Origin of the sequence: Microbacterium sp. ZW CA_36 (assembly GCF_044987475.1) — a bacterium.
GTDB lineage: Bacteria > Actinomycetota > Actinomycetes > Actinomycetales > Microbacteriaceae > Microbacterium.
On record NZ_JBJDRL010000060.1, the window covers coordinates 1 to 23845 of the forward strand.

General features: G+C 69.2%; 25 protein-coding genes. 14 read left to right on the plus strand and 11 right to left on the minus strand.

All coding sequences use genetic code 11. The features are described 5' to 3' along the window. On the plus strand, window positions 1–700 hold a 700-nt coding region (locus tag ACI3KX_RS18105; RefSeq protein ID WP_404910590.1), incomplete at its 5' end, for a hypothetical protein. A gap of 66 nt (window positions 701–766) precedes the next feature. Here ACI3KX_RS18105 and ACI3KX_RS18110 read toward each other — a convergent pair. After that, a complete protein-coding gene (locus ACI3KX_RS18110) occupies window positions 767–1387 on the minus strand; it encodes a DUF1349 domain-containing protein (protein ID WP_404910591.1) in 621 nt (206 codons plus the stop codon). Between the two features lie 59 nt (window positions 1388–1446). Continuing rightward, window positions 1447–1896: a GNAT family N-acetyltransferase gene (locus ACI3KX_RS18115; RefSeq protein WP_404910592.1), complete on the minus strand. Its 450-nt coding sequence runs from the start codon at window positions 1894–1896 to the stop codon at window positions 1447–1449. 199 nt (window positions 1897–2095) lie between these two features. Here ACI3KX_RS18115 and ACI3KX_RS18120 point away from each other — a divergent pair, with 199 nt between their 5' ends. Then, on the plus strand, window positions 2096–3028 hold the full coding sequence (locus ACI3KX_RS18120; RefSeq protein ID WP_404910593.1) for a cation transporter: 933 nt from the start codon (window positions 2096–2098) through the stop codon (window positions 3026–3028). 31 nt (window positions 3029–3059) lie between these two features. Here ACI3KX_RS18120 and ACI3KX_RS18125 read toward each other — a convergent pair whose 3' ends face one another. Further along, the gene (locus ACI3KX_RS18125) at window positions 3060–3614 is read right to left on the minus strand and encodes a hypothetical protein (protein WP_404910594.1); all 555 of its coding nucleotides are present in this window, start codon (window positions 3612–3614) and stop codon (window positions 3060–3062) included. 559 nt (window positions 3615–4173) lie between these two features. On the opposite strand from ACI3KX_RS18125, the gene ACI3KX_RS18130 reads away from it, so the two are divergent. From ACI3KX_RS18130 to ACI3KX_RS18140, 3 genes are read left to right on the plus strand one after another with little or no spacing between them, the layout of a single operon-like run. Continuing rightward, window positions 4174–5634: a basic amino acid/polyamine antiporter gene (locus tag ACI3KX_RS18130; RefSeq protein ID WP_404910595.1), complete on the plus strand. Its 1461-nt coding sequence runs from the start codon at window positions 4174–4176 to the stop codon at window positions 5632–5634. Window positions 5635–5666: 32 nt separating this feature from the next. Next, window positions 5667–6905, plus strand: a complete 1239-nt coding sequence (locus ACI3KX_RS18135) for an arginine deiminase (protein WP_404910596.1) — start codon at window positions 5667–5669, stop codon at window positions 6903–6905. A gap of 57 nt (window positions 6906–6962) precedes the next feature. Beyond that, entirely contained in the window at window positions 6963–8774 is a 1812-nt protein-coding gene (locus ACI3KX_RS18140) for an SLC13 family permease (protein ID WP_404910597.1), read from the plus strand. A 61-nt stretch (window positions 8775–8835) separates the two neighbouring features. Here ACI3KX_RS18140 and ACI3KX_RS18145 read toward each other — a convergent pair whose 3' ends face one another. Next, complete coding sequence (locus ACI3KX_RS18145) at window positions 8836–9723, minus strand: fructosamine kinase family protein (RefSeq protein ID WP_404910598.1); 888 nt, start codon at window positions 9721–9723, stop codon at window positions 8836–8838. Window positions 9724–9925: 202 nt separating this feature from the next. Here ACI3KX_RS18145 and ACI3KX_RS18150 point away from each other — a divergent pair, with 202 nt between their 5' ends. Genes ACI3KX_RS18150 through ACI3KX_RS18160 form a run of 3 tightly spaced genes read left to right on the plus strand, consistent with a single transcriptional unit; the run spans window position 9926 to window position 11384 of the window. After that, window positions 9926–10270 (plus strand): ArsR/SmtB family transcription factor, encoded by a 345-nt coding sequence (locus ACI3KX_RS18150; RefSeq protein WP_404910599.1) that lies wholly within the window; start codon window positions 9926–9928, stop codon window positions 10268–10270. After that, window positions 10267–10926, plus strand: a complete 660-nt coding sequence (locus ACI3KX_RS18155; protein WP_404910600.1) for a dihydrofolate reductase family protein — start codon at window positions 10267–10269, stop codon at window positions 10924–10926. The genes ACI3KX_RS18150 and ACI3KX_RS18155 overlap by 4 nt, the downstream gene beginning before the upstream one ends. After that, on the plus strand, window positions 10923–11384 hold the full coding sequence (locus tag ACI3KX_RS18160) for an SRPBCC domain-containing protein (protein WP_404910601.1): 462 nt from the start codon (window positions 10923–10925) through the stop codon (window positions 11382–11384). The genes ACI3KX_RS18155 and ACI3KX_RS18160 overlap by 4 nt, the downstream gene beginning before the upstream one ends. Window positions 11385–11406: 22 nt before the next feature. Here ACI3KX_RS18160 and ACI3KX_RS18165 read toward each other — a convergent pair whose 3' ends face one another. From ACI3KX_RS18165 to ACI3KX_RS18185, 5 genes are all read right to left on the minus strand, one after another. After that, a complete protein-coding gene (locus ACI3KX_RS18165) occupies window positions 11407–12294 on the minus strand; it encodes a zinc-ribbon domain-containing protein (RefSeq protein ID WP_404910602.1) in 888 nt (295 codons plus the stop codon). Between the two features lie 63 nt (window positions 12295–12357). Continuing rightward, window positions 12358–13554, minus strand: coding sequence for a DNA polymerase IV (dinB, locus tag ACI3KX_RS18170; RefSeq protein WP_349428701.1), 1197 nt, complete (start codon window positions 13552–13554; stop codon window positions 12358–12360). A gap of 338 nt (window positions 13555–13892) precedes the next feature. Then, entirely contained in the window at window positions 13893–15185 is a 1293-nt protein-coding gene (locus tag ACI3KX_RS18175; protein WP_404910603.1) for a cytochrome P450, read from the minus strand. A 13-nt stretch (window positions 15186–15198) separates the two neighbouring features. Beyond that, entirely contained in the window at window positions 15199–15504 is a 306-nt protein-coding gene (locus ACI3KX_RS18180; protein WP_363354443.1) for a hypothetical protein, read from the minus strand. Window positions 15505–15668: 164 nt separating this feature from the next. After that, window positions 15669–15842, minus strand: a complete 174-nt coding sequence (locus ACI3KX_RS18185; protein ID WP_308868560.1) for a hypothetical protein — start codon at window positions 15840–15842, stop codon at window positions 15669–15671. A 217-nt stretch (window positions 15843–16059) separates the two neighbouring features. Here ACI3KX_RS18185 and ACI3KX_RS18190 point away from each other — a divergent pair, with 217 nt between their 5' ends. Further along, window positions 16060–17661 (plus strand): L-serine ammonia-lyase, iron-sulfur-dependent, subunit alpha, encoded by a 1602-nt coding sequence (locus tag ACI3KX_RS18190; RefSeq protein ID WP_404910604.1) that lies wholly within the window; start codon window positions 16060–16062, stop codon window positions 17659–17661. Window positions 17662–17865: 204 nt separating this feature from the next. Next, on the plus strand, window positions 17866–18321 hold the full coding sequence (locus ACI3KX_RS18195; protein WP_363354439.1) for an Hsp20/alpha crystallin family protein: 456 nt from the start codon (window positions 17866–17868) through the stop codon (window positions 18319–18321). A gap of 59 nt (window positions 18322–18380) precedes the next feature. Here ACI3KX_RS18195 and ACI3KX_RS18200 read toward each other — a convergent pair whose 3' ends face one another. Continuing rightward, a complete protein-coding gene (locus ACI3KX_RS18200; RefSeq protein WP_363354437.1) occupies window positions 18381–18965 on the minus strand; it encodes a thymidine kinase in 585 nt (194 codons plus the stop codon). 71 nt (window positions 18966–19036) lie between these two features. On the opposite strand from ACI3KX_RS18200, the gene ACI3KX_RS18205 reads away from it, so the two are divergent. From ACI3KX_RS18205 to ACI3KX_RS18215, 3 genes are all read left to right on the plus strand, one after another. After that, complete coding sequence (locus tag ACI3KX_RS18205) at window positions 19037–19648, plus strand: TetR family transcriptional regulator (RefSeq protein ID WP_363354435.1); 612 nt, start codon at window positions 19037–19039, stop codon at window positions 19646–19648. 64 nt (window positions 19649–19712) lie between these two features. After that, window positions 19713–20570: an ABC transporter ATP-binding protein gene (locus tag ACI3KX_RS18210; protein WP_363354433.1), complete on the plus strand. Its 858-nt coding sequence runs from the start codon at window positions 19713–19715 to the stop codon at window positions 20568–20570. Further along, window positions 20567–21301 carry an ABC transporter permease gene (locus ACI3KX_RS18215; RefSeq protein WP_363354431.1) on the plus strand — a complete coding sequence of 245 codons (735 nt, stop codon included), beginning with the start codon at window positions 20567–20569 and terminating at the stop codon, window positions 21299–21301. Before ACI3KX_RS18210 ends, ACI3KX_RS18215 begins: the two co-directional genes overlap by 4 nt. Before the next feature lie 301 nt (window positions 21302–21602). Here ACI3KX_RS18215 and ACI3KX_RS18220 read toward each other — a convergent pair whose 3' ends face one another. After that, window positions 21603–22043: a MarR family transcriptional regulator gene (locus ACI3KX_RS18220; RefSeq protein WP_349428692.1), complete on the minus strand. Its 441-nt coding sequence runs from the start codon at window positions 22041–22043 to the stop codon at window positions 21603–21605. 42 nt (window positions 22044–22085) lie between these two features. Between ACI3KX_RS18220 and ACI3KX_RS18225 the strand changes: the two genes are divergently transcribed. After that, a partial coding sequence (locus ACI3KX_RS18225) for a DUF2207 domain-containing protein (RefSeq protein WP_404910605.1) occupies window positions 22086–23845 on the plus strand: 1760 nt, incomplete at its 3' end.

Here is a 23845-nt window from a genome sequence, read left to right on the forward strand (position 1 = left end):
CCCCGCACCGGGCGGGCAGCCCGACGCGGGCAGTCCCGCGGCGGCTCCCGCGCCGAAGCGCCGCCGTACCCGCGGCCTGTTGATCGCCGGAGGCGCAGTGCTCGCGGCGACCGTCCTCGCCGGGGGCGGCATCGCGGTCGGCGCGGCGATCGCGGACGAAGTCGACGATGACGACACCACGTCGTCGGTGTCGGGCGAGCGGGATGAGGACTCCCGTGACGACGACTCGCGCGACGACAGCGCCGGCGACGACAGCGCCAGCGGCGACCTGTCGACTCTCGGCACCGCCTCCGCCGACGACCTGGTCGCGATGATCGACGCGGCATCGGCCGCCGGCGAGGGCGAACCGGTGTCGATCGATCTGAAGCGGGATGGCGGCGCCGAGGTGACGCTCGAGGCCGAAGGCGGCGCCGAGACCGAGGTGCGCGTCGACGCATCGGGCGAGGCATCCGTCACGTCCACCGAGTCCGCCGACTCCGACGACACCGCGCCCCAGAACGTCCTCGACGCAGACGCGATCGCGGCGATCGTGGATGCGGCGCTCGCCGAGGCCGACGGGCGCGTCGTCGAGATCGAGGCCGACGACGACAGCACCTCACCGTGGGACGTCACGGTTCTGACCGCCGCCGGCGAGTTCGTCGAGATCGACCTCGACGCCGAGTTCGCGGTGATCGCCGCCGGGGTCGAGAGCGACGACTGAGGCCGGCGCGAGGAACGGCGGCCACCTGACCACATCGGTCGGGCGGCCGCCGTTCGTCGTTCCGAGTCAGCTGCCGTCGCGCAGGTCGCCGAGGGTCGTCTGCGCGAAGCTCACTCGGTCGAACCACACGGCGCATCCGTCACCCGTCGGGCTCTGACCCTCGAACCCGAGCCGCACGTCGCCGATGTCGTCTCCGAGCGCGAACGCGCGGACGAAGTGCCACCAATCGCCGTCGGTGGAGGCGTGCAGCGCGAATACCCGCCCGATCCGCGAGACGCGGAGCCAGACCGCGTCGCCGTCGACGGTGAACGAGTTGGCGTCATCCGACACCCCGCGGGTGACGACCGACACCACCATCGCCTGTCCGGCCGGCGACCGCTCGAAGCACAGCTTCGCCCAGTGCCGCTCGTCGGCCCAGATGAGGAGGACGGCGGCGTCGAACATCGCCCGGAAGTCCGCGCCCACGCGGGCCGAGAAGACGAAGTCGCCCGCTCCGGGAGCGCCGAGCAGCGTGACCGCGTTGAGCATCGTCTCGGCCGCGGTCCCGCTCTTGCCGCTCGGATCGACGAAGAGGTCACTGTGCGCAGGGGCGAGCACTTCCACCCGGTCGGGGGCGACGGTCCAGTCCGAGCCCTCCGAGGGCGTCAGCTCGAACGGGACGCCGGGAACGGCGAGGGATGTCGACATCGAAGTGCTCCTGTGTAGGGGTGGGGACTGGTCTGGTGAGGGAAACGACCGCCTGGCCGTCAGCCGATCATGAACACGTGAGTCGAACCTTCTCGAAACCCGAGCCCGGCGTAGAAACCGAACGCGGGCATCTCGCGGTCGGTGATCAGTGTGAGAGCCGCCGCACCTTCCGCAGCCGCTCGATCGCGGACGGCCGCCATGAGCGCGCGGCCGATTCCCTGGCGCTGCGACGCGGGGAAGACGAAGAACTCATCGATGAAGATCTCGGACGTGTCCTGCCACGTGCGGCCATGAAAGTACACGGCGCCGACCACGCGGTCCGCCGCGACGGCGACGAGGGTGGTTGAGCGCGGCATGGCTTGGAACTCCCCGAGGTACTGGGCAGCGGACTCGACAGTCCATGAGTCGTTCCAGGGCTCGCCGTTGTACGTCGCGACGAAACCCTCCAATACCGAGATGTCATCGGTGGGTCTCCACGGCCGTACCGTGACGCTCGATGCCGTGTCCATGTCGCTCCGCAACTATCGACTCTCCGTGGTGATCTCGACGCGTCGACCATACCCGTGGAGTCCTCCGAAGGGAGGCTGGAATGCGTCTGGCCGACGCACGGTTTCCGCGTGCACCACTTTCCCAGACCCACCCGCGGGCGGGCGCGACGGTATGGTGACGGCATCCGATTCTGCCCGCCGGCGGACGAAGGGGGTCGCGGTGACGGAAGCGATCCGGTCACGAGACGGACGGCTGTCCGCCCAGCAGGCGGAACGCGGCGCGCTGTGGATCAGTATCTGGGCGACGGTGGTGATCGCGGTCGGTGCGCTCGTGCTCGGTGTTGTGACGGGAACCCGGATCATCGTGTTCGATGGGGCGTACATGAGCATCGGACTGGTGCTGTCCGTGGCATCGTTGCGGGCCGCGGCGATGGTAGGCGCGGGCCCGGACAGGCGGTACCCCTTCGGTCGGGACGCCCTCACGCCGATGGTGGTGACCATCCAGGGGCTCGCCATTGCGGGCACGCTGATCTACGCCGTGGGCGACGCCATCGTCCTCATCGGCTCGGGCGGGTCGCCGGTCGACCCGATCGTGATTGCCGGGTACGGGGCCGTCACCGCGCTGGCGGGCTTCGCGGTGGCGATTCTCCTCAGACGTCGGGCACCCGCATCGGACTTGGTGGCCGCCGAATGCGCCCAATGGCGCGCGGGAGCGGTGCTGAGTGCGGTGATGCTCGTTGGAGCCGTCATCGCTGCGGCCCTGGTCGCTGCCGGGCTGGAATCCGTCGCAGATTATGTGGATCCGGTCCTGGTTCTCGTCGCGTGCGTCGTACTGGCTTACATTCCCGTACAGCTGATCGCGGCAGGCGTGAATGAACTGCTCGAAGGCGCGCCATCGCGCGATCTGACCGAGCGAATCCACGAGGCCGTCGGCGTCGTGCGCGCGGACTTCGGCCTCGGTGAACCGCTGGTTCGGGCCGGCAAGGTGGGGCGCAAGCTCTACGTCGAGGTCGACTTCACCGTGGATGGGGCGGCTTGGGATGTCGCGGCGGAGGACGAGGTGCGGCGCGCGATCGAACGTGCGCTGAGCACTCTCGGGATGGATGTCTGGGCGTACGTCTCGCTGACGGCCGACCCGAGCCTGTACGAGTAGCGCCGGCGGCGGCGCGTGTGCGCCCGCTTCGTCAGCGAGCGTCGCGTTTCGCCTGCCGCCGCGCCCCCTGTGCCTGACTCGACGCGTCGCGCTTCGTGCCGCCCGTGGTCTTCTGGTGCTCCTTCATCCGTCCGGACGACACCCCTTCCGGGCTGGGGGCGATGGACTCCGGGCCCGACCACTTTCCGGCGCGAGCGCGCTCGAGACGCTCGTCCTTGAGTGCTTCGGCCTCCTCGTGCGCGACACGCGCCAACTCCGCGCTGACGATGGCGAGCGCCTCCTCGAACACATACGCGCGGGCCCTTGCCTTGTCGGATCCGGCGGCCGCCGTGCCGCGCCCGCCCGCCATGGCGACCCGCTCGGCGGCACCGCGACGGTAGTTGGTGGTGTGCTTGTTGCGCGCACGACGAACCCGCTTATGCAGCGAGAGAAGACCGTCCTCATCCAGCTGGGAGATGCGGTCCGGCTCCAGTTCACGGATGAGGCCGAGCTCCTTGTCCTTGAGGACCCACAAGTACTGTTCCATGGGGTCATCCTGCACCAGCACCGGCCAAATCGCCCGCGTTCGCCGCCAGGTTCCGTTCATCACCACATGCCAGCGTGGTTCGAATCGACCACACGCGTGCGTTGGCGTCTGTCTGCGAGGACGCTCTGCGCTGACTGCATGCGGCGGTGACGTACCGCGATCGCGACGTTGCCGAGCCGGACGTGACAACTCACCAGCGGCCGCCGAAGGACATGGAGAGGAGGCGCAGCATCTCCGCTTCTCGTTGGACCCGCTCCGCTTCCACCCGCCGGAGGCGATGATGCTCCTCGTGGCTCACCGGCTTCGGGGTAGCGATGCGTCGGAAGATGGCGTCCCGGAGGCGACGGCGAGGCGCCCGGGGCTGCGCTTGCGGATCTGAGTGCGTTGCCGGTTCGACCGTACGATCTGTCTGCTCGACGAATGACATGGAGCAAGACTGGTGATCGCCCATGCTGTGCTCATCGAGCGTCCGGACCGAAGTCGAACGCCAGTGTCTGATTTAGGCATCAGCCGCGCAGGCGCGGCGCCTTGCCCGATCCTGTGGGACTGCGCTAGACACGAGTCGACAGCTCCCAGAATCCACGAGGACTGGAGTCACATACATGGGATCCCTCGCCTGATGCCCGAAGCGACCGAGACTGCGTCCAAGTCCAAACTCAATCTGCCGGCGCTCACCGCGATGGTCGTCGGATCCATGGTGGGAGCGGGAGTGTTCCAGCTCCCGGCGCGCTTCGCCGGTCAGACCGGTGTGTATGGGGCGCTGATCGCCTGGTCGATCGCCGGCCTCGGCATGCTGACCCTCGCGCTGGTCTTCCAGACTCTGGCAGTCCGCAAACCTCAACTGGACAACGGCGTCTACGTCTACGCGCGGGAGGGGTTCGGACTGTACCCGGGATTCCTCTCCGCTGTGGGATTCTGGGCCTCGACGTGCGCGGGGAATGCGTTCTACTGGGTGCTCATCATGACCACCCTCTCCCAGCTGTTCCCGGAGTGGCGATCGGTCCTGGGGGACGGTGACACGTGGCCGGCGTTCTTCATCTCCGCGGCCGCCGTGTGGGGTTTCTTCCTCCTGATCCGGCGCGGCGTCAAGGAGGCCGCGGCGATCAACTTCATCGTGACCGTGGCCAAGCTCGTCCCACTCGCGTTGTTCCTCGTCCTCGTGATCTTCTTCGTGCGCTGGGATGTCTTCGCCGGCAACCTCACCGGCGGTTACGACGTCCCCGGCGGCGAATCGCTGTTCGCGCAGGTCCAGGGCACCATGCTCATCACCGTTTTCGTCTTCCTCGGCATCGAGGGCGCCAGCGTGTATTCGCGGTACGCCAAGAAACGCGAACACGTCGGTACGGCGACGGTGCTCGGGTTCCTTTCAGTCCTGGCGCTGTTCGCGTCGATCTCGATCCTCTCGTACGGCATCCTGCCGAGGGCCGAGCTCGCGGCGCTGCCGCAACCCTCGGTCGGAGGCGTTCTGGAGGCGGCGGTCGGGCCGTGGGGCGGCGCGTTCATCCGCGTCGGCCTGATCATCTCCGTGCTCGGCGCCTATCTGGCGTGGCAGCTGCTTGCCGCGGATGTCGTCTATGCCGCGGCGAAGGACAACGACCTGCCGCGCCATTTCGCGGTGCTCAATCGTCGCCAGGTCCCGGAACACGCCGTCCTCTGGACGTCGGTCTTCGTCACCGTGATCCTGTTCGTGGTGCAGTTCGTCGACAACGCCCTCGACTTCACGCTCGACCTGACGGCAGCTCTGGCGCTGGCGCCGTACGCGCTCGCCAGCGCCTACGCGCTCAAGATCGCGCTCCAGCGAGATGGGTATGACGGTCCCGCCGCAGGTCGCCGCACGCGTGACCTGGTGATCGCCGCCGTCTCCACGGCCTACACGCTCTTCCTCATCTGGGTCGCCGGATATGTCTTCCTCTTCCTCGCCTGCATCCTGCTGGCTCCCGCCACCATCCTCTATATCGTGGCGCGCAGGCAGCAGCACGCGAAAGTCTTCACCCGGCCCGGACTCGCCACCTTCATCGCGGTGCTGGGGTTCGCCGTCGTGGGCATCGTGCTGCTCGCGACGGGTGCTGTTCAGATCTGATCGGGCACGCCATCTGAAAGGGAGCCAACTCTATGCCAGAGAACACCTACGGGGTCCACTCCGAAGTCGGCAGGCTCAACAAGGTTCTCGTGTGCCGACCAGGACTCGCGCACCAGCGCCTCACACCGAGCAACAACGACGCGCTCCTGTTCGACGATGTGCTGTGGGTTCAGAACGCGAAACGAGATCACCATGACTTCGTGTTGAAGCTCCGCGAGCGCGGAGTCGAGGTCGTGGAGCTGCACGAACTCCTCACCGAAACGCTGGGGGTGCCTGGCGCCAAGGAGTGGCTGCTCGATCGGAAGGTGCATGCGAACGAAGTGGGCATCGGGCTTGTCGCGGACACGCGGGCGTTCCTGGAGTCGCTGGACGATGCGACACTCACTGAGCACCTGATCGGCGGACTCTCCACCCGGGAGCTCCCGAACGACTTCCGCTCCGGCTACCTCGCCCTCGCCCGCGAGTCCAGCGGCGCGAACGAGTATCTGCTTCCGCCGCTGCCCAACACCATCTACACCCGCGACACGACCTGCTGGATCTACGGCGGGCTCACTCAGAATCCGCTCTACTGGCCGGCACGTCACGACGAGACGCTGCTGATGAAGGCGATCTACGACTTCCACCCCGAATACGCCGGCAACACCGTCTGGTGGGGCGACCCCGAACTCGAATGGGGACAGGCGACACTGGAAGGCGGCGACGTCATGCCCATCGGCAATGGCGCCGTCCTCATAGGAATGAGTGAACGCACATCGCGACAGGCGATCACACAGGTCGCCACGAGGCTGTTCGAGGCGGGCGCCGCAGAGCGTGTCGTCGTCGCGGGAATGCCGAAGCTGCGCGCCGCCATGCATCTTGACACCGTGTTCACCTTCGCGGACCGCGATCTCGTGACGTACTACCCCGACATCGTCGACGGCATCCATACGTTCTCCCTTCGTCCCGCAGACACCGGGGGCGTGGAGGTCACCGAGGAGACCGGGTCCTTCGTGGAGGTGGTCGCGGACTCGCTCGGCCTGAAGGAGCTGCGCACGGTCGAACCAGGCGGTGGCTGGTACGCGGGCGAGCGTCAGCAATGGGACAGCGGCAACAACGCAGTGGCCGTCGAGCCCGGGGTGGTCTTCACCTATGACCGGAACACCCACACGAACACGCTGCTCCGAAAGGCCGGCGTGGAGGTCATCACGATCGTGGGTGCGGAACTCGGACGCGGGCGCGGGGGCGGACACTGCATGACCTGTCCGATCTCGCGCGACCCCGTCGACTTCTAGAGGCGCAGCCGGCGACGGCTGACATCTGCGCAGAGGCTGTCGATATGAGGGGGCCGGGTGAACGGCGAACTGGCGCTCGTCCTTGCACTGCTGGTCGCCGCCGTCGCGATGTTCGCGATCGGCCGACCGAGGATGGACGTCGTCGCGACCCTGATGATCGTCGCGCTGCCGCTCACCGGCATCCTGACGGTCCCCGAGACGCTCGCCGGTTTCGCCGACCCGAACGTCGTCCTTATCGCTGCGCTCTTCGTCGTCGGGGAGGGCCTGTCTCGTACGGGCGTGACCTTTCGGCTCGGTGACTGGCTCGCGCGCACCGCGGGTGCCAGCGCGGCACGCGTGATCGTTCTGCTGATGCTGAGCGTCGCGCTGCTCGGGGCGGTGATGAGCTCGACCGGCGTGGTCGCCATCTTCATTCCCGTCGCGCTCAGCGTGGCATCCCGCACCGGCATCTCCGCCCGCCAGCTCTTGATGCCCATCAGCTTCGCCGGTCTCATCAGCGGCATGCTCACGCTCATCGCCACGACGCCGAACCTCGTCGTCGACGCGGAGCTGACACGGCACGGCCTCGACGGATTCGGGTTCTTCGCCCCCACGCCGTTCGGGCTCGTCACCCTCGCGCTCGGCATCGGATACATGCTGCTCGCACGGCGGTTCCTCGGCAACGGCGGCGCACCGGACGGTGGTTCCCGCAGCACATTCGGGAGCCTCATCGATGACTACGCGGTGAGTTCCCGCACCCATCGGTACCGAGTGGTGGCCGGTTCACCGCTGGTCGGGGAGCGGTTGGTGGATGCTGAGTTCGGCGGCGGCACGATGGTGGGCGTCCTCGTGCTCGAGCGCAACCGCCTGTTCCGCAAGACGGTGCGAACGTCGGCGGACGACGCACGCCTGGCGGCAGGGGACGTGATCGTCGTCGACCGTGAGGTGCCGGCCGCCGAGCGACGACAGCTCCGGCTCGAGGAACTGCCGATGACGCCGGACTTCTTCGAGTCGTACTCCCGCCAGGTGGGCATGGCGGAGGTCATGATCGCACCGGATTCGTCCGCGCGCGGACTCAGCGTGCGGGCCATCCGGTTCCGAGAGAAGCACGACCTCCTCGTGCTCGGGGTACGCCATCGCAGCGAGGCTGCGGGGCCGGCGTTCCCTGCCATCCGCCTCGCCACAGGAGATACGCTGCTCGTCGCCGGCGGCTGGGACGCCATCCACCGGCTGCAGGCGCAGCCCAGGGACTTCATCATGCTCGACCTCCCGGCCGAAGTGAAGGAAGTCGCGCCGGCCGCCAACCAGGCGCCGTTCGCGATCGGCTCGGTGATCGTCATGGTCGTGTTGATGGTCACCGGCGTCGTGCCCAACGTGATCGCTGCACTCATCGCCTGCCTGCTGATGGGTCTCTTCCGCTGCATCGACATGCCCAGCGCATACCGTTCCATCCAATGGCCGACGATCCTGCTCATCGTGGGAATGCTGCCCTTCGCGCTCGCCCTGGAGCGGACCGGCGGCGTGGCCCTCGTCGTCGACGGTCTGCTCGGCGCGCTGGGCGACGCGGGTCCCAGAGTGCTCCTGGCCGGCGTCTTCGTGCTCACCGCGGTCATCGGTCTCTTCGTCTCGAATACCGCCACGGCCGTGCTGATGGGGCCGATCGCGATCGGCATCGCGACCCAGCTGCAGGTCTCGCCGTATCCGTTCGCGATGACCGTGGCGCTGGCGGCCTCCGCTGCATTCATGACACCCGTGTCGTCGCCGGTGAACACGCTCGTCGTCGAGCCGGGACGCTACACCTTTTTCGACTTCTTCAAGCTGGGGGCGCCCTTCACGATCGTCGTCCTCGTCGTGACAGTCCTCATGGTGCCCGCCGTGCTGCCCTTCTGAGGGGAGTCGCAGCGCCGAGGGTCGACGGGGCGCATGGCCTGAGCTGTCTGTGGATGCCGGATCAGGATCGGGTGATCCGCCGGAACGGGGCGAGCGTCGTCCGCACCGCGTCCGCTGCGCCCCAGTCGTCGTCGAACTGTGCGATGACGGCGAGGTGCTGTCGCAACTGGAGGATCGGCATGCGCAGACGCCAGTCTCGGTCGAGGGAGGTCAGCTCCGCGTACCGGTCGAAGAAGACCCGCGCCTCGGGCGGCGGCGCAGTCGTCCACAGGTGGGCGAGATCCACCTCCGCCCACATGTACGAGACTGCGGGGTCGATCAAGGCGGGCTGCCCGTCCGCTGCGCTCAGCACGTTCTGCGCCCACAGATCGCCGTGCGTCAGACAGGCGGGCTTCTGCGGGAGCAGCTCGGGCAGCCGTGCGCACAGGTGCTCCAGTGCGGATCGGTCCGCGGGGGAGAGCGCCGCCTGGACGCGGGGTTCGTCGAGCCACCGCAGCAGCCGGTGCTGAGCGAAGAACTCGAATCCGTCATCCGCCCACGTGTTGACCTGCCGACGGCGACCCAGCCAGTTGTCGCGGTGCCAGCCGAATCTCGAATGGGGAGTGCTGGTGTGCAAGAAGGCGAGCGCATGCGCGAGCTGCTCCCAGAAAGCTGCAGAGTCGGGCCTGGGCCTCAAAACGGAGAGAACGAGCAGGTCCCCTCCGGCCAGCAACACATCGGGAGTGGCGACGCCGCCGAGCTCTCGCAACGCGTCGAGACCGTCGGCCTCGGTGACGAAGGCGTCGTCGGACGGCTCGGCGAATGCCTTGACGAAGATCGATCCGCCATCGGCGCGCTGCGCGATCCCTGCCGTCGCCGCGAGCCCACCGGTCACCGGTTCGATCGAGAGGACGTCGGTGATCCCTGCCGAGCGCAGCCGCTGCGTCAGCAACGCGACGGAATCGAGCATCGACGACTCCTCCCGGTTTCTGCGACGCCCGTGCCGGTGCGCGCCGAGTCCGGATTCAAGCACGAACGACGAGCTTTGCCGGCGCACCGCGCGGAAGCCCGACTACTCGGCGGTCTGCGCGGGGCGGGAGACACGTTCAGACGCGCCTCGCCCACCGTGCTCCGGGTTGACGTGATGTCGAGCTTTGGACATAGTTAGGCATATGCCTAACTATTCCGCGGAGCTGGACGCGGTGCTCCGTGCTCTCGCGGATCCGACTCGGCGGATGGTCGTCGAGCGGCTCGCGAAGTCCCCGGCGGTCGTGTCCGACCTCCTGGGGCTGGTCTCGATGACGTTGCCGTCGCTGCTTCAGCACCTGCGCATCCTCGAGGACGCGCGAATCGTCACGTCGAACAAACAGGGACGCGTCCGCACGGTGAGCCTGCGACCCGGCGCGCTCGACGTCCTGCACGTCTGGCTGGGCGAGCAGCGCACACCCGCCGAGCGGCAGGCAGACCGCCTCGGCATCCACCTGACCCGCATCACTGACAAGGAGACCTCGCAATGACCCGAGTTCGCATCGACCTGTTCTCGTCGCTCGACGGATACACCGCGACTCCCGATCCCCTGGTGGACAACCCCATGGGTGAGGACTGGGGACCCCTGACGGCGGCATACGCGGCCACGCGCACCTTCCGGCAGAGGGTCTTCGGCGACACGAGCGGCGCGGGCACGACCGGCGTAGACGAGTCGTACGCCGCAGCGTTCTTCACCGGCGTCGGCGCCGAGATCATGGGCGCAGCCATGTTCGGTCTGCACGCGAATCCCGACGACCCGGACTGGAAGGGGTGGTGGGGCGAAGAGCCGCCGTTCGGCTGCCCGGTCTACGTGCTCACGCACTCCGCACCCCGCCCGTCGATCGCGATGGGCAACGGCACGATCTTCCACTTCCGAACCGGCGCGATCGAGAACGTGCTCGCGGAGGCCACCGCCGCCGCCGGCGGGCTCGACGTCCGGGTCGGCGGCGGCGTGCGCACCGCGCAGGAATTCTTGCGGGCCGGTCTCGTCGACGATCTGCACGTAGGGATCGCACCGATCGTGCTCTCCCGGGGCAACCGCGTGTGGGATGACCTTCGCGGCCTCGAGCACACGCACCGCGTGACCACGGAGGTCGCCGAAAGCGGCACCATCCACGTCACCTTCACCCGAGAGGAGCAGCGATGACGGTCGAGCGCCGACTCGCCCACGCCGGGTTCACGCTCACCCGCGACTATCCCGTGCCCGTCGAGGACGTGTGGCAGGCGTTCGCCGACGAGACGCAGAAGCGCAGCTGGTTCGGCGACAGCGCTGCTTTCGACTCGCGCGAGTGGGCATTCGACTTCCGTGTCGGCGGGCGTGACGTCGACGAGGCGCAGTTCCACGGCGGACCGCTGTCACGGTACGAGGCCGTCTACACCGACATCGTCGAGCACGTGCGCATCGTCACGACCTACGACATGTGGCTCGACGCCATCCACATGTCCACGTCGGTGGCATCCCTCGAGTTCGAGCGGATCCCCGAGGGCACACGCTTCACGCATGCCGAGCACGGCATCTTCTTCGACCGGTTCTGGGCAGACGGGGTCAACCGCGAAGAAGGAACGCGAGGCATCCTCGAAGCTCTGGCCCGCCACCTCGGATAGACGCTGTCGCCGACGGTTCGCGTCAGGCGAGGTACGGGTCGACGAGCAGTGGTCCGCGGATGTCTCGGAGAGTGTCGATGAGGCGCTCGAGGCCCTTCGTGTTCCAGGCCGACATCTGCAGGTCGAACGGGCCCAGCGGCTCGAGCTTGCCGGTGCGGATGCGGACGACCTCCCACCGCGCAGAGCGCAGCGCGCGGTCTTTGCGCAGGTCTGCGTCCTCGCGCTTGCCGACGTGTTCGAGACCGTGCCGGCCGGTGCTGTCGTACTCGATGGCGACGCGCAGCTCGGGAAGCAGGATGTCGGGCCACACCTCCACGTGGTCGAAGAACGGGCGAGCGACGCGCACGGCGTTCGAGCCGGGTGTGACCGACAGGCGGGCGAACAGGTCGGCGCGCAGCTGCGCCTCGACCGCGGATGCCGGCTTCGGCGCGCAATCCGAGCGGAACGGGTCGCCGACGGGCAGGTCAGGCGTCTTCGCGCACACCTGCAGCCTGCGTCTCGGCGTGCGCGGCCGCAGAACCGCGCGACCGGTGGGATTGGCGACGGCGGCCGGGACCGGGGAGTCGGGAGGAGTCACCACGTCGCGCATCGGCAGTGCGCGGGCGGGCCGGGCGAGGTCGGCGCAGTCGGGGCACCAGGCGGAGCGCCGGCGTTCACGTCCGGGTCGGTTGCGCTGCTCGTCGGGAGTGGCCGCGAACTTGTGGCCGGCCTCGCACTGCCACAGCAGCAGCACGTCCGCCGCGGGCGGGACCTGGCTCAAGACGATGCCGGCGTTGAGCTCGGGATGGTACTGGCGGATGAGCGCGGGGAACGGCGCCCAGGCCTCGCGGTAGCTCCCCACCGGGTAGGGGACTTCCGACCCCTTTGAGAACTGGCGGCGGGCCCACCACAGTTCGACACGCTCCGCCATGGGAGCAGGGTAAGCCGGGCCGGCGACATCCCTGCCGTGCGCGCTCGGACGCGGTTCTCGCGGTCACTCGTGTTCCGGCAGCAGCGGCGTCGACCAGCCCGGATCGCGACCGAGTTGCGCGGCGCGTGCCACCGACGCCGCGCCGAAGCGGTCGCGAACCGCATCGAGCACCCCGTCGAGGCGAGACCCGTCGTCCCAGTCGATGGGCAGTTCCGGCGGGACGCTGTCGGCGCGACCCAGCTGCGACAGTGACACCCCGATGAGGGTGATGCCGCGCTGCTCGATCTCGGGCTGTGCGGCGGCGAGCAGCCCCCGCGCGACCTCGAGCAGCAGGGCGGTGCGGTCGGTCGCGAAGCGGAACGTGCGGGATCTGGTGGCCTTCGCGTAGTCGCCGTAGCGCAGGCGCAGCACGACCGTGCGGCACACCCGGTCCCGCTCGCGCAGGCGGCGGGCGAGCCGGTCGACGATCTGCGTCAAGAAGAGGTCGAGCTCTTCCGCCGAGCGCGGGTGGTTGCCGAGCGCCCGCTGAGAGCCGATCGACCCGCGGCGCCGCGTGGTGTCGACAGGGCGCGGGTCGCGCAGGCGAGCGAGCGCGTGGAGGTGTGCACCGGCAGCCCTGCCCAGCAGCCTCTCGGCGGTGGCGGCTTCGAGTTCGGCCAGCTGCCCGACGGTATGGATGCCGAGCCGGTGCAGCTTCTCCGCGGTCACGGCCCCGACACCCCACAGCCGTTCGACCGGCAGCGGGAGCAGGAACGCCTCCTCGTGATCGGGCTCGACGACGAGCAGGCCGTCGGGCTTGCTGACCGCGCTGGCGACCTTGGCGAGGAACTTCGTCCGCGCGACCCCGACAGAGATGGCGAGTCCGACCTCCGTGCGAACCCGCTCACGCAGGCGCACGGCGACCTGCTCGGGCGTGCCCGCGATGCGTCGCAGACCGCCGACCTCGAGGAAGGCTTCGTCGATCGAGAGCCCCTCCACGAGCGGTGTCGTATCGCGGAAGATCGCGAACACCTCACGGCTGGCCGTGGAGTATGCGTCCATCCGTGGGGGGACGACCACCGCATCCGGGCAGAGCTCGCGGGCCTGCCGGCCGCCCATCGCAGTGCGCACGCCACGGGCCTTCGCCTCGTAACTCGCCGCCAGCACCACGCCACCGCCGACGATGACGGGTCGTCCGCGCAGTGCGGGCGCGTCGCGCTGCTCGACCGAGGCGTAGAAGGCGTCGAGGTCGGCGTGCAGCACGGTCGCCTCGCCCCGCATCCCGCCCTCCCGCCGATCATCCCCATGCGGATCATCGCACCTACCGGGGACACCACACCTCGGGCGCCAGGTCAAGCCCCAAGACGCCGTGGCACCCCACGGGATATCCCTGTTCCACAGACAAACCCCCACTGCTTGAGGTGAGCAGCCATGATCACAATCGGATCAGCTCTCCGCTCCGTCGGAGACTCCCTGAGGAGGCTCTTCGACCGTCGGCGCCCGCGGCGGAGCACTTGGAAGGCGACGCTCGCTGACGTCCGCCGTGCCGAGGACCACCACTTCCCGGATACGTGAACGCTCGCGCGGCACTGCGTGAGCGCGGGATGCCTCATCCGTCGTCAGTGGATCGGGCAGCGTGACGGCGCCCCGCCCGCCCGCACGCGTGCTCCCGATCTCGGCATCGTCGGAAGCCGGCGGCGGTTCACGGAGAGCCCGGAGTCGAGGACTGTCAGCCGGGGATCGCTCAGCACGGCTATCGCGGCCGCGAGGCCGGCGATCGCGAGCTTCTCACCCGGGCAGCGGTGGCCGGTCGCCACTTCGGCGCCGCCGTGCGGGATGAAGGCTGTCAGCGCCTCGTAGTCCTCGACGCCACGGAACCGCTCGGGGTCGAAGGCGGCGGGGTTCTCCCACGAACCGGCGTCCATGTCGGTGCCGAGGATGTCGAGCACCACCCGACCGCCGGCGGCGAGGTGCTGACCGTCGAGCTCGACGTCCTGCTTCGCCCACCCGGGCAGCATCGGCACGAAGGGCGCGGTGCGCCGGACCTCTTGAGCGAACATGATCGCGAGGGGACCGCCCACCAGCGTCGCCCGCTCCGCCGTCTCGGCGGCGATGCGAGCCCTCCACTCGGGCCGGTCGTGCAGCTCCTTGGCGGCGAAGGCGACGAAGCGCGCGACGGCGATCATCGGACGCATCGAGTTCTGCAGCTCCACCCCTGCGAGCTGTGCGGGCAGCAGCTCACCGGCGGGATCCCTGTGCCAGGCCCAGGAGTGGAGCGCCGTCCCCTCCGCCGCGGCGAGGTCGCCCGCGCGCACGGCCTTGATGAGGCGTCGCGCATGCCGGTCGGACCAGCGTCGGTTCACCGCAGCGGCGACGTAGGCAGGGGAGTAGGGCGCACCGAATCCGTCCACGATCTGCGCGAGACGCGCCGCCCAGCGGGTCTTCGCGGCGGGGGTGCCCGGCAGTCCGGCCCACACCATGATCGCCCGGCCCAGTGCACCGACTGCCGCATCGTAGGCGGTGCGCTCGCCGCCTTTGAGCCAGGCGTCGAGCTCGTGGCGCCATTCGCGCTCGAGCAGCGGCTGCAGGCGCTCGACCTCGGCATCCTCGTACGCCACGTCGACGAACGTCGCTTTGCGGTGGCGGTGCTCGTCGCCGTCGAGGCTGTGCACGGATCCGTGTCCGAACAGCGTGTTCTGCACGATCGCGGGCATCGCACCGTGCCGGGCGATGCGCGCCTGGTCGTAGAACACCGCCACGCCCGCTGAGCCGCGCACGAGGAGCGCGTCGCGGCCCAGCAATCGCATCGGGGCGGACCGCGCACCGTCGCGGACCCGTCGCCAGATCCGCTCGCCGAAGTCATAGCCCTGGACGAGGACGGACAGCGAGTCGTCGGCGAGCGGCGGCCTCATCGCGGCGGCCACATCAGCAGCGCTCGGGCTTCACCGGCGGACGATGCGGGATCGGTATGGGCCGGGTGGTCCCAGAGCTCCGGCGACCGTGGCGGATCAGGTCGCGCAGCACCGCGTCGGCGGTGCGGTAGTGGGTGGGCAGGCCGACCGGGTGCAGCCAGAGCACATCGACGCCGTCCCAGGCGGCCTCGCTGACGCAGGCGACGACGCTTCTCGCGTCGGTCGTGGGGACGTGCGCGTCGCGGATGATCCACGTCGACTGATCCACGCGCTGCAGGTCGTACTGCCGCCCTGTCGGACGAACCTGTGGTTCGAGCATCACCATCGTTCGCTCACCTCTCCTGTCCGGTGCCGGACCACGGCGATGCGGATGTCGCTGTTCTCATTTCGGTGCCTCCACGCTGATGCAGCGAGTCGATTCTGGTCGACAACAGGCCGGGTGTTCTCGGGGTTGACAAACCCCGCTCGGGGACTGCGAGCCGGCTATTTCCGGGGGCCGCTGTCGATCCGCTGCGCCGCAATGGGCAGTGCCACCGCCAGCGAGATGCAGAGGACTCCGGCGACGAACACCAGCGCCGGCAGGAACGGGGCCGCGAAGGCCGAGCCGACCAGGTACATGCCGCCCAGGAGCAGGATGAGGTAAAGGACGAAGAGCATCGCGGACCCTCTCTCGAACCGCCTCCGTCGCGTGCGCGCGGGGCTGGTACCTGCCTATCGCAACGCCGCACGATTCACCAGAGGCAACGGTGCGCCGTCGGCGTCGCACGGCAGTCATCACACTGCATGCGCTGGCCGCCCGAGTCGAGGCATCCTGCCTCTCACGACTCGGTAACGGCGTGCAGTTCGCATCGACTGCGGCGTTAGCCTGGTGGCGATGAGCGCCTATGTCTCGGCGTTCGAGCTGTTCTCCATCGGCGTAGGACCCTCGAGCTCCCACACGGTCGGCCCCATGCGGGCCGCCCATGACTTCGTCGTCCGCCTGCGCGAGGCCGGCGTGCTGCCGCAGGTCGGCCGGGTGACCTGCACGCTGTACGGCTCGCTCGGTGCGACCGGCATCGGCCACGGGACACCCGACGCGGTCGTCGCCGGGCTGCGGGGACTCGAACCCGAGACGGTGGATCCGGATGCCGTGCGCTCGGCGTGGGGCGCCTGGCCCAACGGGCAGCCGCTCGAGCTCGCCGGCATCCAGCCCGTGCGCTTCGAACGCGGCGACGTCGTGTTCGCACCGCGCACGCGGCTGCCCGGTCACCCGAATGCCATGACGCTCGAAGCGTGGACCTCGGCCGACGACGGGCCGGCGCGCGCGGTGGCCGCGGCGGGCGTGCGCGAGACCGGATCGTCGTCGGTGACGGCTGTCGCTCCCGCCACGGATGCCGGACTCCTCGTCCGCGAGACCTACTACTCCGTCGGCGGCGGGTTCATCCGTCGTGAGGGCGATCCGCCGACGAGCGCGGGGCCCGCGGGCTCGGGTGCGGGCGTGTTCCCCCTGGACTTCGCGAGCGCCGAGGAGCTGCTGGCGCTGTGCGATGAGCGCGGCATCACGATCGCCGAGGCGGCACGCCTCAACGAGGAGGCCCGGCGACCCGACGAGGAGATCGCCGCGGGCCTGGATGCCATCTGGGATGCGATGGCCGCCTGCGTCGAGGCGGGCCTCGGAACCGGCGGCGTGCTGCCGGGGATGCTGGGTGTCAAGCGACGTGCGGCGTCGATCCGCGAGCAGCTCGAGGCTGCCGAGGCCGACGGCCGTCGTGAGCTGCCGGGGGAGTGGCTGGGCGCCTTCGCGCTCGCCGTCAACGAAGAGAACGCGGCGGGTGGAAGGGTCGTCACGGCGCCCACGAACGGCGCCGCCGGCATCGTGCCCGCGGTGGCGATGTACTGGTGGCGCTTCCTCGCCGATTCCGGGCTCGGCGCGGGCAACGCGGTCACCCCGTACGGAAAGCTCGTGGGCAGCGCCCTGCTCGGGTATCCCGGCCAGGCCCCTGACTCTCCCGAGCCGGCGCAGTGGAGCGAGGAGCAGAGGGCTGAGGCGAACCGTCGCCGCGGCATCCGTCGGTTCCTCCTCACCGCCACCGCGCTGGGTTCGCTGTTCAAGGCCAACGCCTCGATCTCGGGTGCAGAGGGCGGCTGTCAGGCCGAGGTGGGATCGGCCTGCGCGATGGCGGCCGGTGGGCTGACGGCCGTCATGGGTGGAACCAACCGGCAGATCGAGAACGCGGCCGAGATCGCGATGGAGCACCACCTCGGTCTGACGTGCGACCCTGTCGGCGGTCTCGTGCAGATCCCCTGCATCGAGCGCAACGCCATCGCCGCGTCGACGGCCGTGACGGCGGCGCGTCTCGCGCTGCGCGGTGACGGCTCGCACTACGTCTCGCTCGACGCCGTCGTCGAGACCATGCGGCAGACGGGCATCGACATGTCGCACAAGTACAAGGAGACGAGCGAGGGCGGCCTCGCGGTCAACGTCATCGAGTGCTGACGAACTGTCTGGGCGCGTTTCGTCTCGCTTCGCTCGCTCGACGACCGGTCGTTGAGCGAGCTTGCGAGTCGAAACGCAGAGACGAAACGCGTCCGTGTTCGTTCACGGCGAACGCGGACCCACCTAGCACTCGCATGGTGAGAGTGCTAATCTGAACGTAGTTGAGCCAAGTGGGCTCAACTTCTGGACAGAGAGGAGATTCTCATGGCAACCTACGACCCGTTCCGTGACCTCGACCGTCTTGCGTCGAGTCTCTTCGACACGCGCCGCGGTCCGCGCCGCATGCCGATGGACCTCTACCGCGACGGCGACCACTACGTCCTGACCGCCGACCTGCCGGGCATCGACCCGGGCTCGGTCGACATCGATGTCGACGGCCAGCTGCTGACGATCCGCGCCGAGCGCACGCTCACCAGCGGCGACGACGTCAAGTGGATCACCCGCGAGCGCGAGGCGGCGAGCTTCCTGCGCCAGCTCAACCTCGGCCAGGGCATCGACACCGAGCGCATCTCGGCCAGCTATGACAACGGCGTGCTGAGCGTGACGATCCCGGTGAGCGAGAAGGCCAAGCCGCGCAAGATCGAGGTGACGTCCGAGGGTGGCACGCCGACGATCCAGGCGCACGAGTCCAACGACGCGCCGCAGCCGATCGAGCAGTAAGCGCTCTGACAGTGGATGCCTCGTCCCGGCCGGGACGAGGCATCCGTTGTTCCCGGCGCCTACGTTCGCGCCGCGCCCGTGAAGTGGCGGCGGCATCGCGCCTGGTACGACTCGATGCCTCCCACCTGGTCGCTCGTCGGAGTGAGCGGATCGCCGGCGCCGCCGGCCGACAGTCGCTGATGGAACGCCGCGTCCTCACCGCACACCGCGCACACCGCCGTGAGCTTCAGGACGTCCTCTGCGATCGCCATGAGCGCCGGCAGCGGCTCGAACGGCCGGCCGTCGAAGGTGACGCAGAGGCCCGAGACGACGACGTCGACGCCTTCCGTCACCAGCGCATTCACGGCGTCGATGAGGTCCGGCCCGAAGAACTGCGCCTCGTCGATCGCGACCATGTCGAGCGCGCGGCCCTCGACCGAGGCGACGAGCGCTTCGACGTCGGGCACCGAGCGTGACGGCACGCTGAGCCCGGAGTGGGAGCTGACCTGCCCCTCGCCGCGACGATCGTCGAGGGCGTGGCTCACGACATCGACCGACAGGCCGGCGATGCGGGCGCGGCGGACGCGACGCATGAGCTCCTCGGACTTGCCGGCGAACATGGGACCTGCGACGACCTGCAGCCTCGCCTGAGTGCGCGTGTGCATGGCGCCCAGACTACGTCCGACCGGAATCGGATCACGTGGCCGCCAGTCGACTGCCGACGTAGGCTGACCCCGTGGTGGAGTACGTCGTGCCGGCGCCGAAGCGACGTCGCGGCCGCCCGCGCGCCGGGCAGTCCGACGCGCGCGAGCGGATCCTCGCCGCTGCCATGGACGAGTTCGGCGAACTCGGGTACGACGGCGCGACGATGCGCGGCATCGCCGGCAGGGCCGGCGTCGACTCGGCCCTCGTGCACCACTACTTCGGCACCAAGGCCGATCTCTTCGGCGAGACGGTGGGCGCGCCGATGCGGCCCGACCTCGCCATCCCCGAGATCCTCGCAGGGCCCCGCGACGAGGTAGGCGAGCGCATCGTGCGGTACCTGCTGGAGACCTGGGAGGACGCCGATGTGCGCCGTCGCGGCGTGGCCCTCCTGCGCACGACCATCGGAAACAAGCTCACGACGCCCCTCTTGGCGGGGTTCATCTCGCGCGAGCTGCTCTCGCGCATCGTCCGGGCGCTCGACGTCGAAGACGCCGAGCTGCGAGCGGCGCTCGTGGCCTCGCAGGTCGCGGGTCTGCTGATCGCCCGCTACGTCCTGCGACTGCCGGCGCTGGGAGAGGCATCCGTCGACGAACTGATCCGGCGCGTGGGGCCCACGGTGCAGGGCTACCTCTACGGCTCGTGACGCCAGGGAGTCACCGCCGGACCCCTTGACCCGGGGGCACGGCGGGCCCATTATTCATCACGTGATGAATAGCCTGAGGACGGATGCCGTCAGCGTGCGCGATCTGCACGTCCGACGCGGCAAGACCGAGGTCTTCACGTCTCTCGATCTCGACATCCCACGCGGCCAGATCACCGGCTTGATGGGTCCGTCGGGGTGCGGCAAGACGACGCTCATGCGCTCGATCGTGGGCGTGCAGAAGATCGCCGGCGGCTCGGTCACCGTGCTGGGCGAGCCGGGCGGATCACGCGCACTGCGACGGCGGGTGGCGTACGATACGCAGGCGGCGTCGGTGTACGGCGACCTCACCATCCGGCAGAACCTCCGCTATTTCGCCCGGCTGGTCGGAGCGCCCGGTCGCGATGTCGATCGGGTGATCGAGCAGGTCGGCCTCGCCGACCAGCGCGACCAGACGATCGACTCGCTCAGCGGCGGGCAGGAGAGTCGCGTCTCGCTCGCGGTGGCGATGCTCGGCGATCCCGAGCTGCTAGTGCTCGACGAGCCCACGGTGGGCCTCGATCCGCTGCTCCGGGCCGAGCTGTGGGACCTCTTCCGTGGTCTGGCCGACGCCGGGGCGACGCTCGTCGTCTCGAGCCACGTGATGGACGAGGCGGTGCGGTGCGACCGCCTCGTGCTGATGCGGGCGGGGCGGATCATCGCCGACACGACGCCGGACGGCCTGCTCGCCGATACCGGAACGACGGATCCGGATGCCGCCTTCCTCACGCTGATCGAACGCGACGCCGTCCGGCAGGCGCAAGCTCAGGGGCCGCGCGCGGGCGATTCGCCCATCGAACCGCACCCGCTCACGCGCCGCGAGCTTCGAGAAGGGCACCCGCACGAGTCGCAGACGAATCCCACGGACGACGGGCGGGCATCGTGAACGGCGTGCTCACCCTCGCGACCGCCGGGCGGGTGCTCCGCCAGCTCAGCCATGACCCGCGGTCGATCGCGCTCATGCTCGTCGCACCGAGCCTGCTCGTCGGCTTGTTCGCCTGGCTGTTCAGCGACCAGGAGGGCGTGTTCGACCAGTTCGGCGGACCGATCCTGGCGCTGTTCCCGTTCATCGTGATGTTCCTCATCACCTCGATCACGACGCTCCGCGAGCGCCGGTCGGGAACCCTCGAGCGCCTGATGACCACCCCGATCGCCAAGGCCGACTTCATCGTCGGATACGGCCTCGCGTTCGGGCTGATGGCGACGCTGCAGGCGGTCATCACCGTCACCTTCGCCGTGTGGGTGTGCGGCCTCGACGTCGACGGACCGCTGTGGCAGCTGGGACTGGTGGCCGTCGTCGACGCGATCCTCGGCAGCGCGCTCGGGCTGCTCGCCAGTGCGTTCGCCCGCACCGAGTTCCAGGCCGTGCAGTTCATGCCGCTGATCGTGTTCCCGCAGATCATCCTCGGCGGCCTGTTCATGCCGCGCGAGGACATGCCCGAGGCGCTCTACCAGATCTCGAAGGTGCTGCCTTTGAGCTACGCCATCGACACGATCAACGCCGTGACGGCCGGCGACGAGGGCTGGGACGTGTTCGGTCCGCTTCTGGTCGTGGTGGCATTCGCGGTGGGAGCGCTGATCCTCGCCTCCCTCACGCTCCGGCGCCGCACCCCGTGAGGCAGCCGGATACCACCTGTCGTTGAGCGAGCGAGGAACGAGCGAGACGAAACGCCCCAGCGCTCAACGGCCGGAGACCACGGGTCGTTGAGCGAGCGAGGAACGAGCGAGACGAAACGCAGTGGGCCGACGTGCGACGCCGGCCGGGGCGTTTCGACTCGCTGCGATCGCTCAGCGACCGAGCTGGGAGCCCGGTCGTTGAGCGAGCGAGGAACGAGCGAGACGAAACGCAGTGGGCCGACGTGCGACGCCGGCCGGGGCGTTTCGACTCGCTGCGATCGCTCAACGACCGAGCCGGGAGTCAGCAGCTGGGCTGGGTCTTGCGCAGCTTGGCGGTGAGGTCGCGCAGCTGGCTGAGCTCGGCGTCCGAGAGCAGCGACATCCGCTCGGCGATGGCCTTGCCGTGCGCGCTCGCGATGCGGCGGAACAGCGACGCACCGGCATCCGTCGCGTGGACGAGCGCCCCGCGCCCGTCGTCGGGATCGGCGCACTTCGTGAGCAGTCCGCGCGCCACCATGCGGTCGACGAGCCGCGAGACGCTGGGCTGGCTGATGAGCATGTTCGCGGTGACGTCGCGCAGCCGCGCGGTGAGGTCGTCGGAGCGAGTGACGGTGAGGAGCACGTCGTACTCGGCCTGACTCAGCATCTCTTCGTCGAAGTCGCCGTTGATGTCGCCGAACACCTCGTGCTGGGCCCGGAAGAGGCTCTCCCAGGCGTCGATGGCGAGACGGCGGTCGGTCATATCGTCAAGAGTAGGGCAGGCGGTGGACCCTAGGCTGGCCCCATGGCGTCTTCTGCAATCGCGTCGTGGCGCGCGCGCCGTCTCGTGGTCATGGGGCTGCTGCTCGCCGTCTTCGCGGGCCTGCTCCTCGCGGGCGTGGGCGCCGCTCCCGCTCGTGCGGACGTCGAGGACTTCTCCTTCGAGAGCCTTGATGTCGAGTACCAGCTCGGTCGCGCCGAGGACGGCACCAGCGCGCTCACCGTCGTCGAGACGTTCGTCGCGCTCTTCCCCGAGTCCGACCAGAACCGCGGCATGCGGCGGGTGATCCCCGACAACTACCAGGGGGCGCCGCTGAACCCGCAGCTCGTCTCCATCACGGACGAGAACGGTGCGGCGCGAGAGGCGGAGACCGAGGCGGAAGACGGCCTCTTCTCGATGACCTCGCGTGCCGGCGAGTTCGTCCACGGTCGCCAGACCTATATCTTCACGTACACGCTCGAGAACGTCACGCGGTACTTCGCCGACACCGGCTCGGACGAGTTCTACTGGGACGTGAACGGCACCGCCTGGCCCCAGTCGTTCGGCCGCGTCACCGCGCGTGTGACCATGCCGGACGACGTGGATGCCGCGCGCACGGGCAGGCAGTCCTGCTATGTCGGCTACCAGGACGACACTCGGACGTGCCCCATCGGCGACTCCGACGGCGCCGTTGTGGCAACCGTCGAAGGGGTCCAGCCGTATCAGACGATGACGATCGCGATCGGGTTCGAGCCCGACACCTTCACCGAGTTCGACACCTCCTACCTGGCGTCGCCCTGGGGCTGGCTGCAGGCAGCGGTCGCTCTCCTCGGACTCGGCACGGCGGTGGTCTTCGCGGGCGTCACGCGTGCGCGGCACCTGCGCGACGAGGCCGGCCGGCCGGTCATCATCGCGGAGTACACGCCGCCTCGCGGAATCGATGCGCTCGAGAGCGCCGTGCTCCTCGGTCACACGTCCAAGGCGATCCCGGCCGAGGTGCTCGAGCAGGCGGTGGTGGGCAGCATCCGCATCGAAGAGGGCCCGCAGAAGTGGTTCGGCGGGACCCGGCTGAAGGCCGTGCTCCAGAACCCGTCGCTCGCAGACGGAGATGGACGGATGCTGCTTCCCGGCCTCTTCCCCTCCGGCATGCCGGGCGAGGAGTTCGAGTTCGGTCGCACCGACACCAGGTTCTCGTCGACGGCGCAGAAGGTGCTGAAGGCGGCGACGTCCGAGCTGACCACGCGGGGGCTCCGTCGCAGAGTGCCGATCGGCCCCCGGGCGTGGCCGGTCGTGATCGCGATCATCTCCGCCGTGCTCGTCCTGCTCTTCGGCATCGGCGCCCTCGTCGCTTACGTGACGCCGTGGGTTCCGGTGGTGCTCATCATCGGGGCCGTGATCGTCGTACTGGTGGTGGCGGGCATGGTGTCGCACAAGCCGCTCACCGCCGCCGGGGCGGAGGCCCGCGACCACCTGCGGGGGCTGAAGCAGTTCATCGAGTGGGCGGAGGCCGACCGCATCCGGATGCTGCAGTCGCCGCAGGGCGCCGAACGGGTGCACGTCGACGTCTCCGATCCGCGGGTGAAGCTGAAGCTGTACGAGACCCTCCTTCCGTACGCCGTCGTGTTCGGACAGGAGAAGCGGTGGGCGGAAGAGCTCGCCGTCCTCTACGGCGAGGGGAACTCGCCGACTTGGTACGCCGGATCGTCGGGCTTCCACGCGGCGGCCTTCTCCGCAGGGATCTCGACGCTGTCGTCGTCGGCGTCCGCATCGTCGTCCTCGGGCGGGTCGTCGGGCGGCGGTTCTGC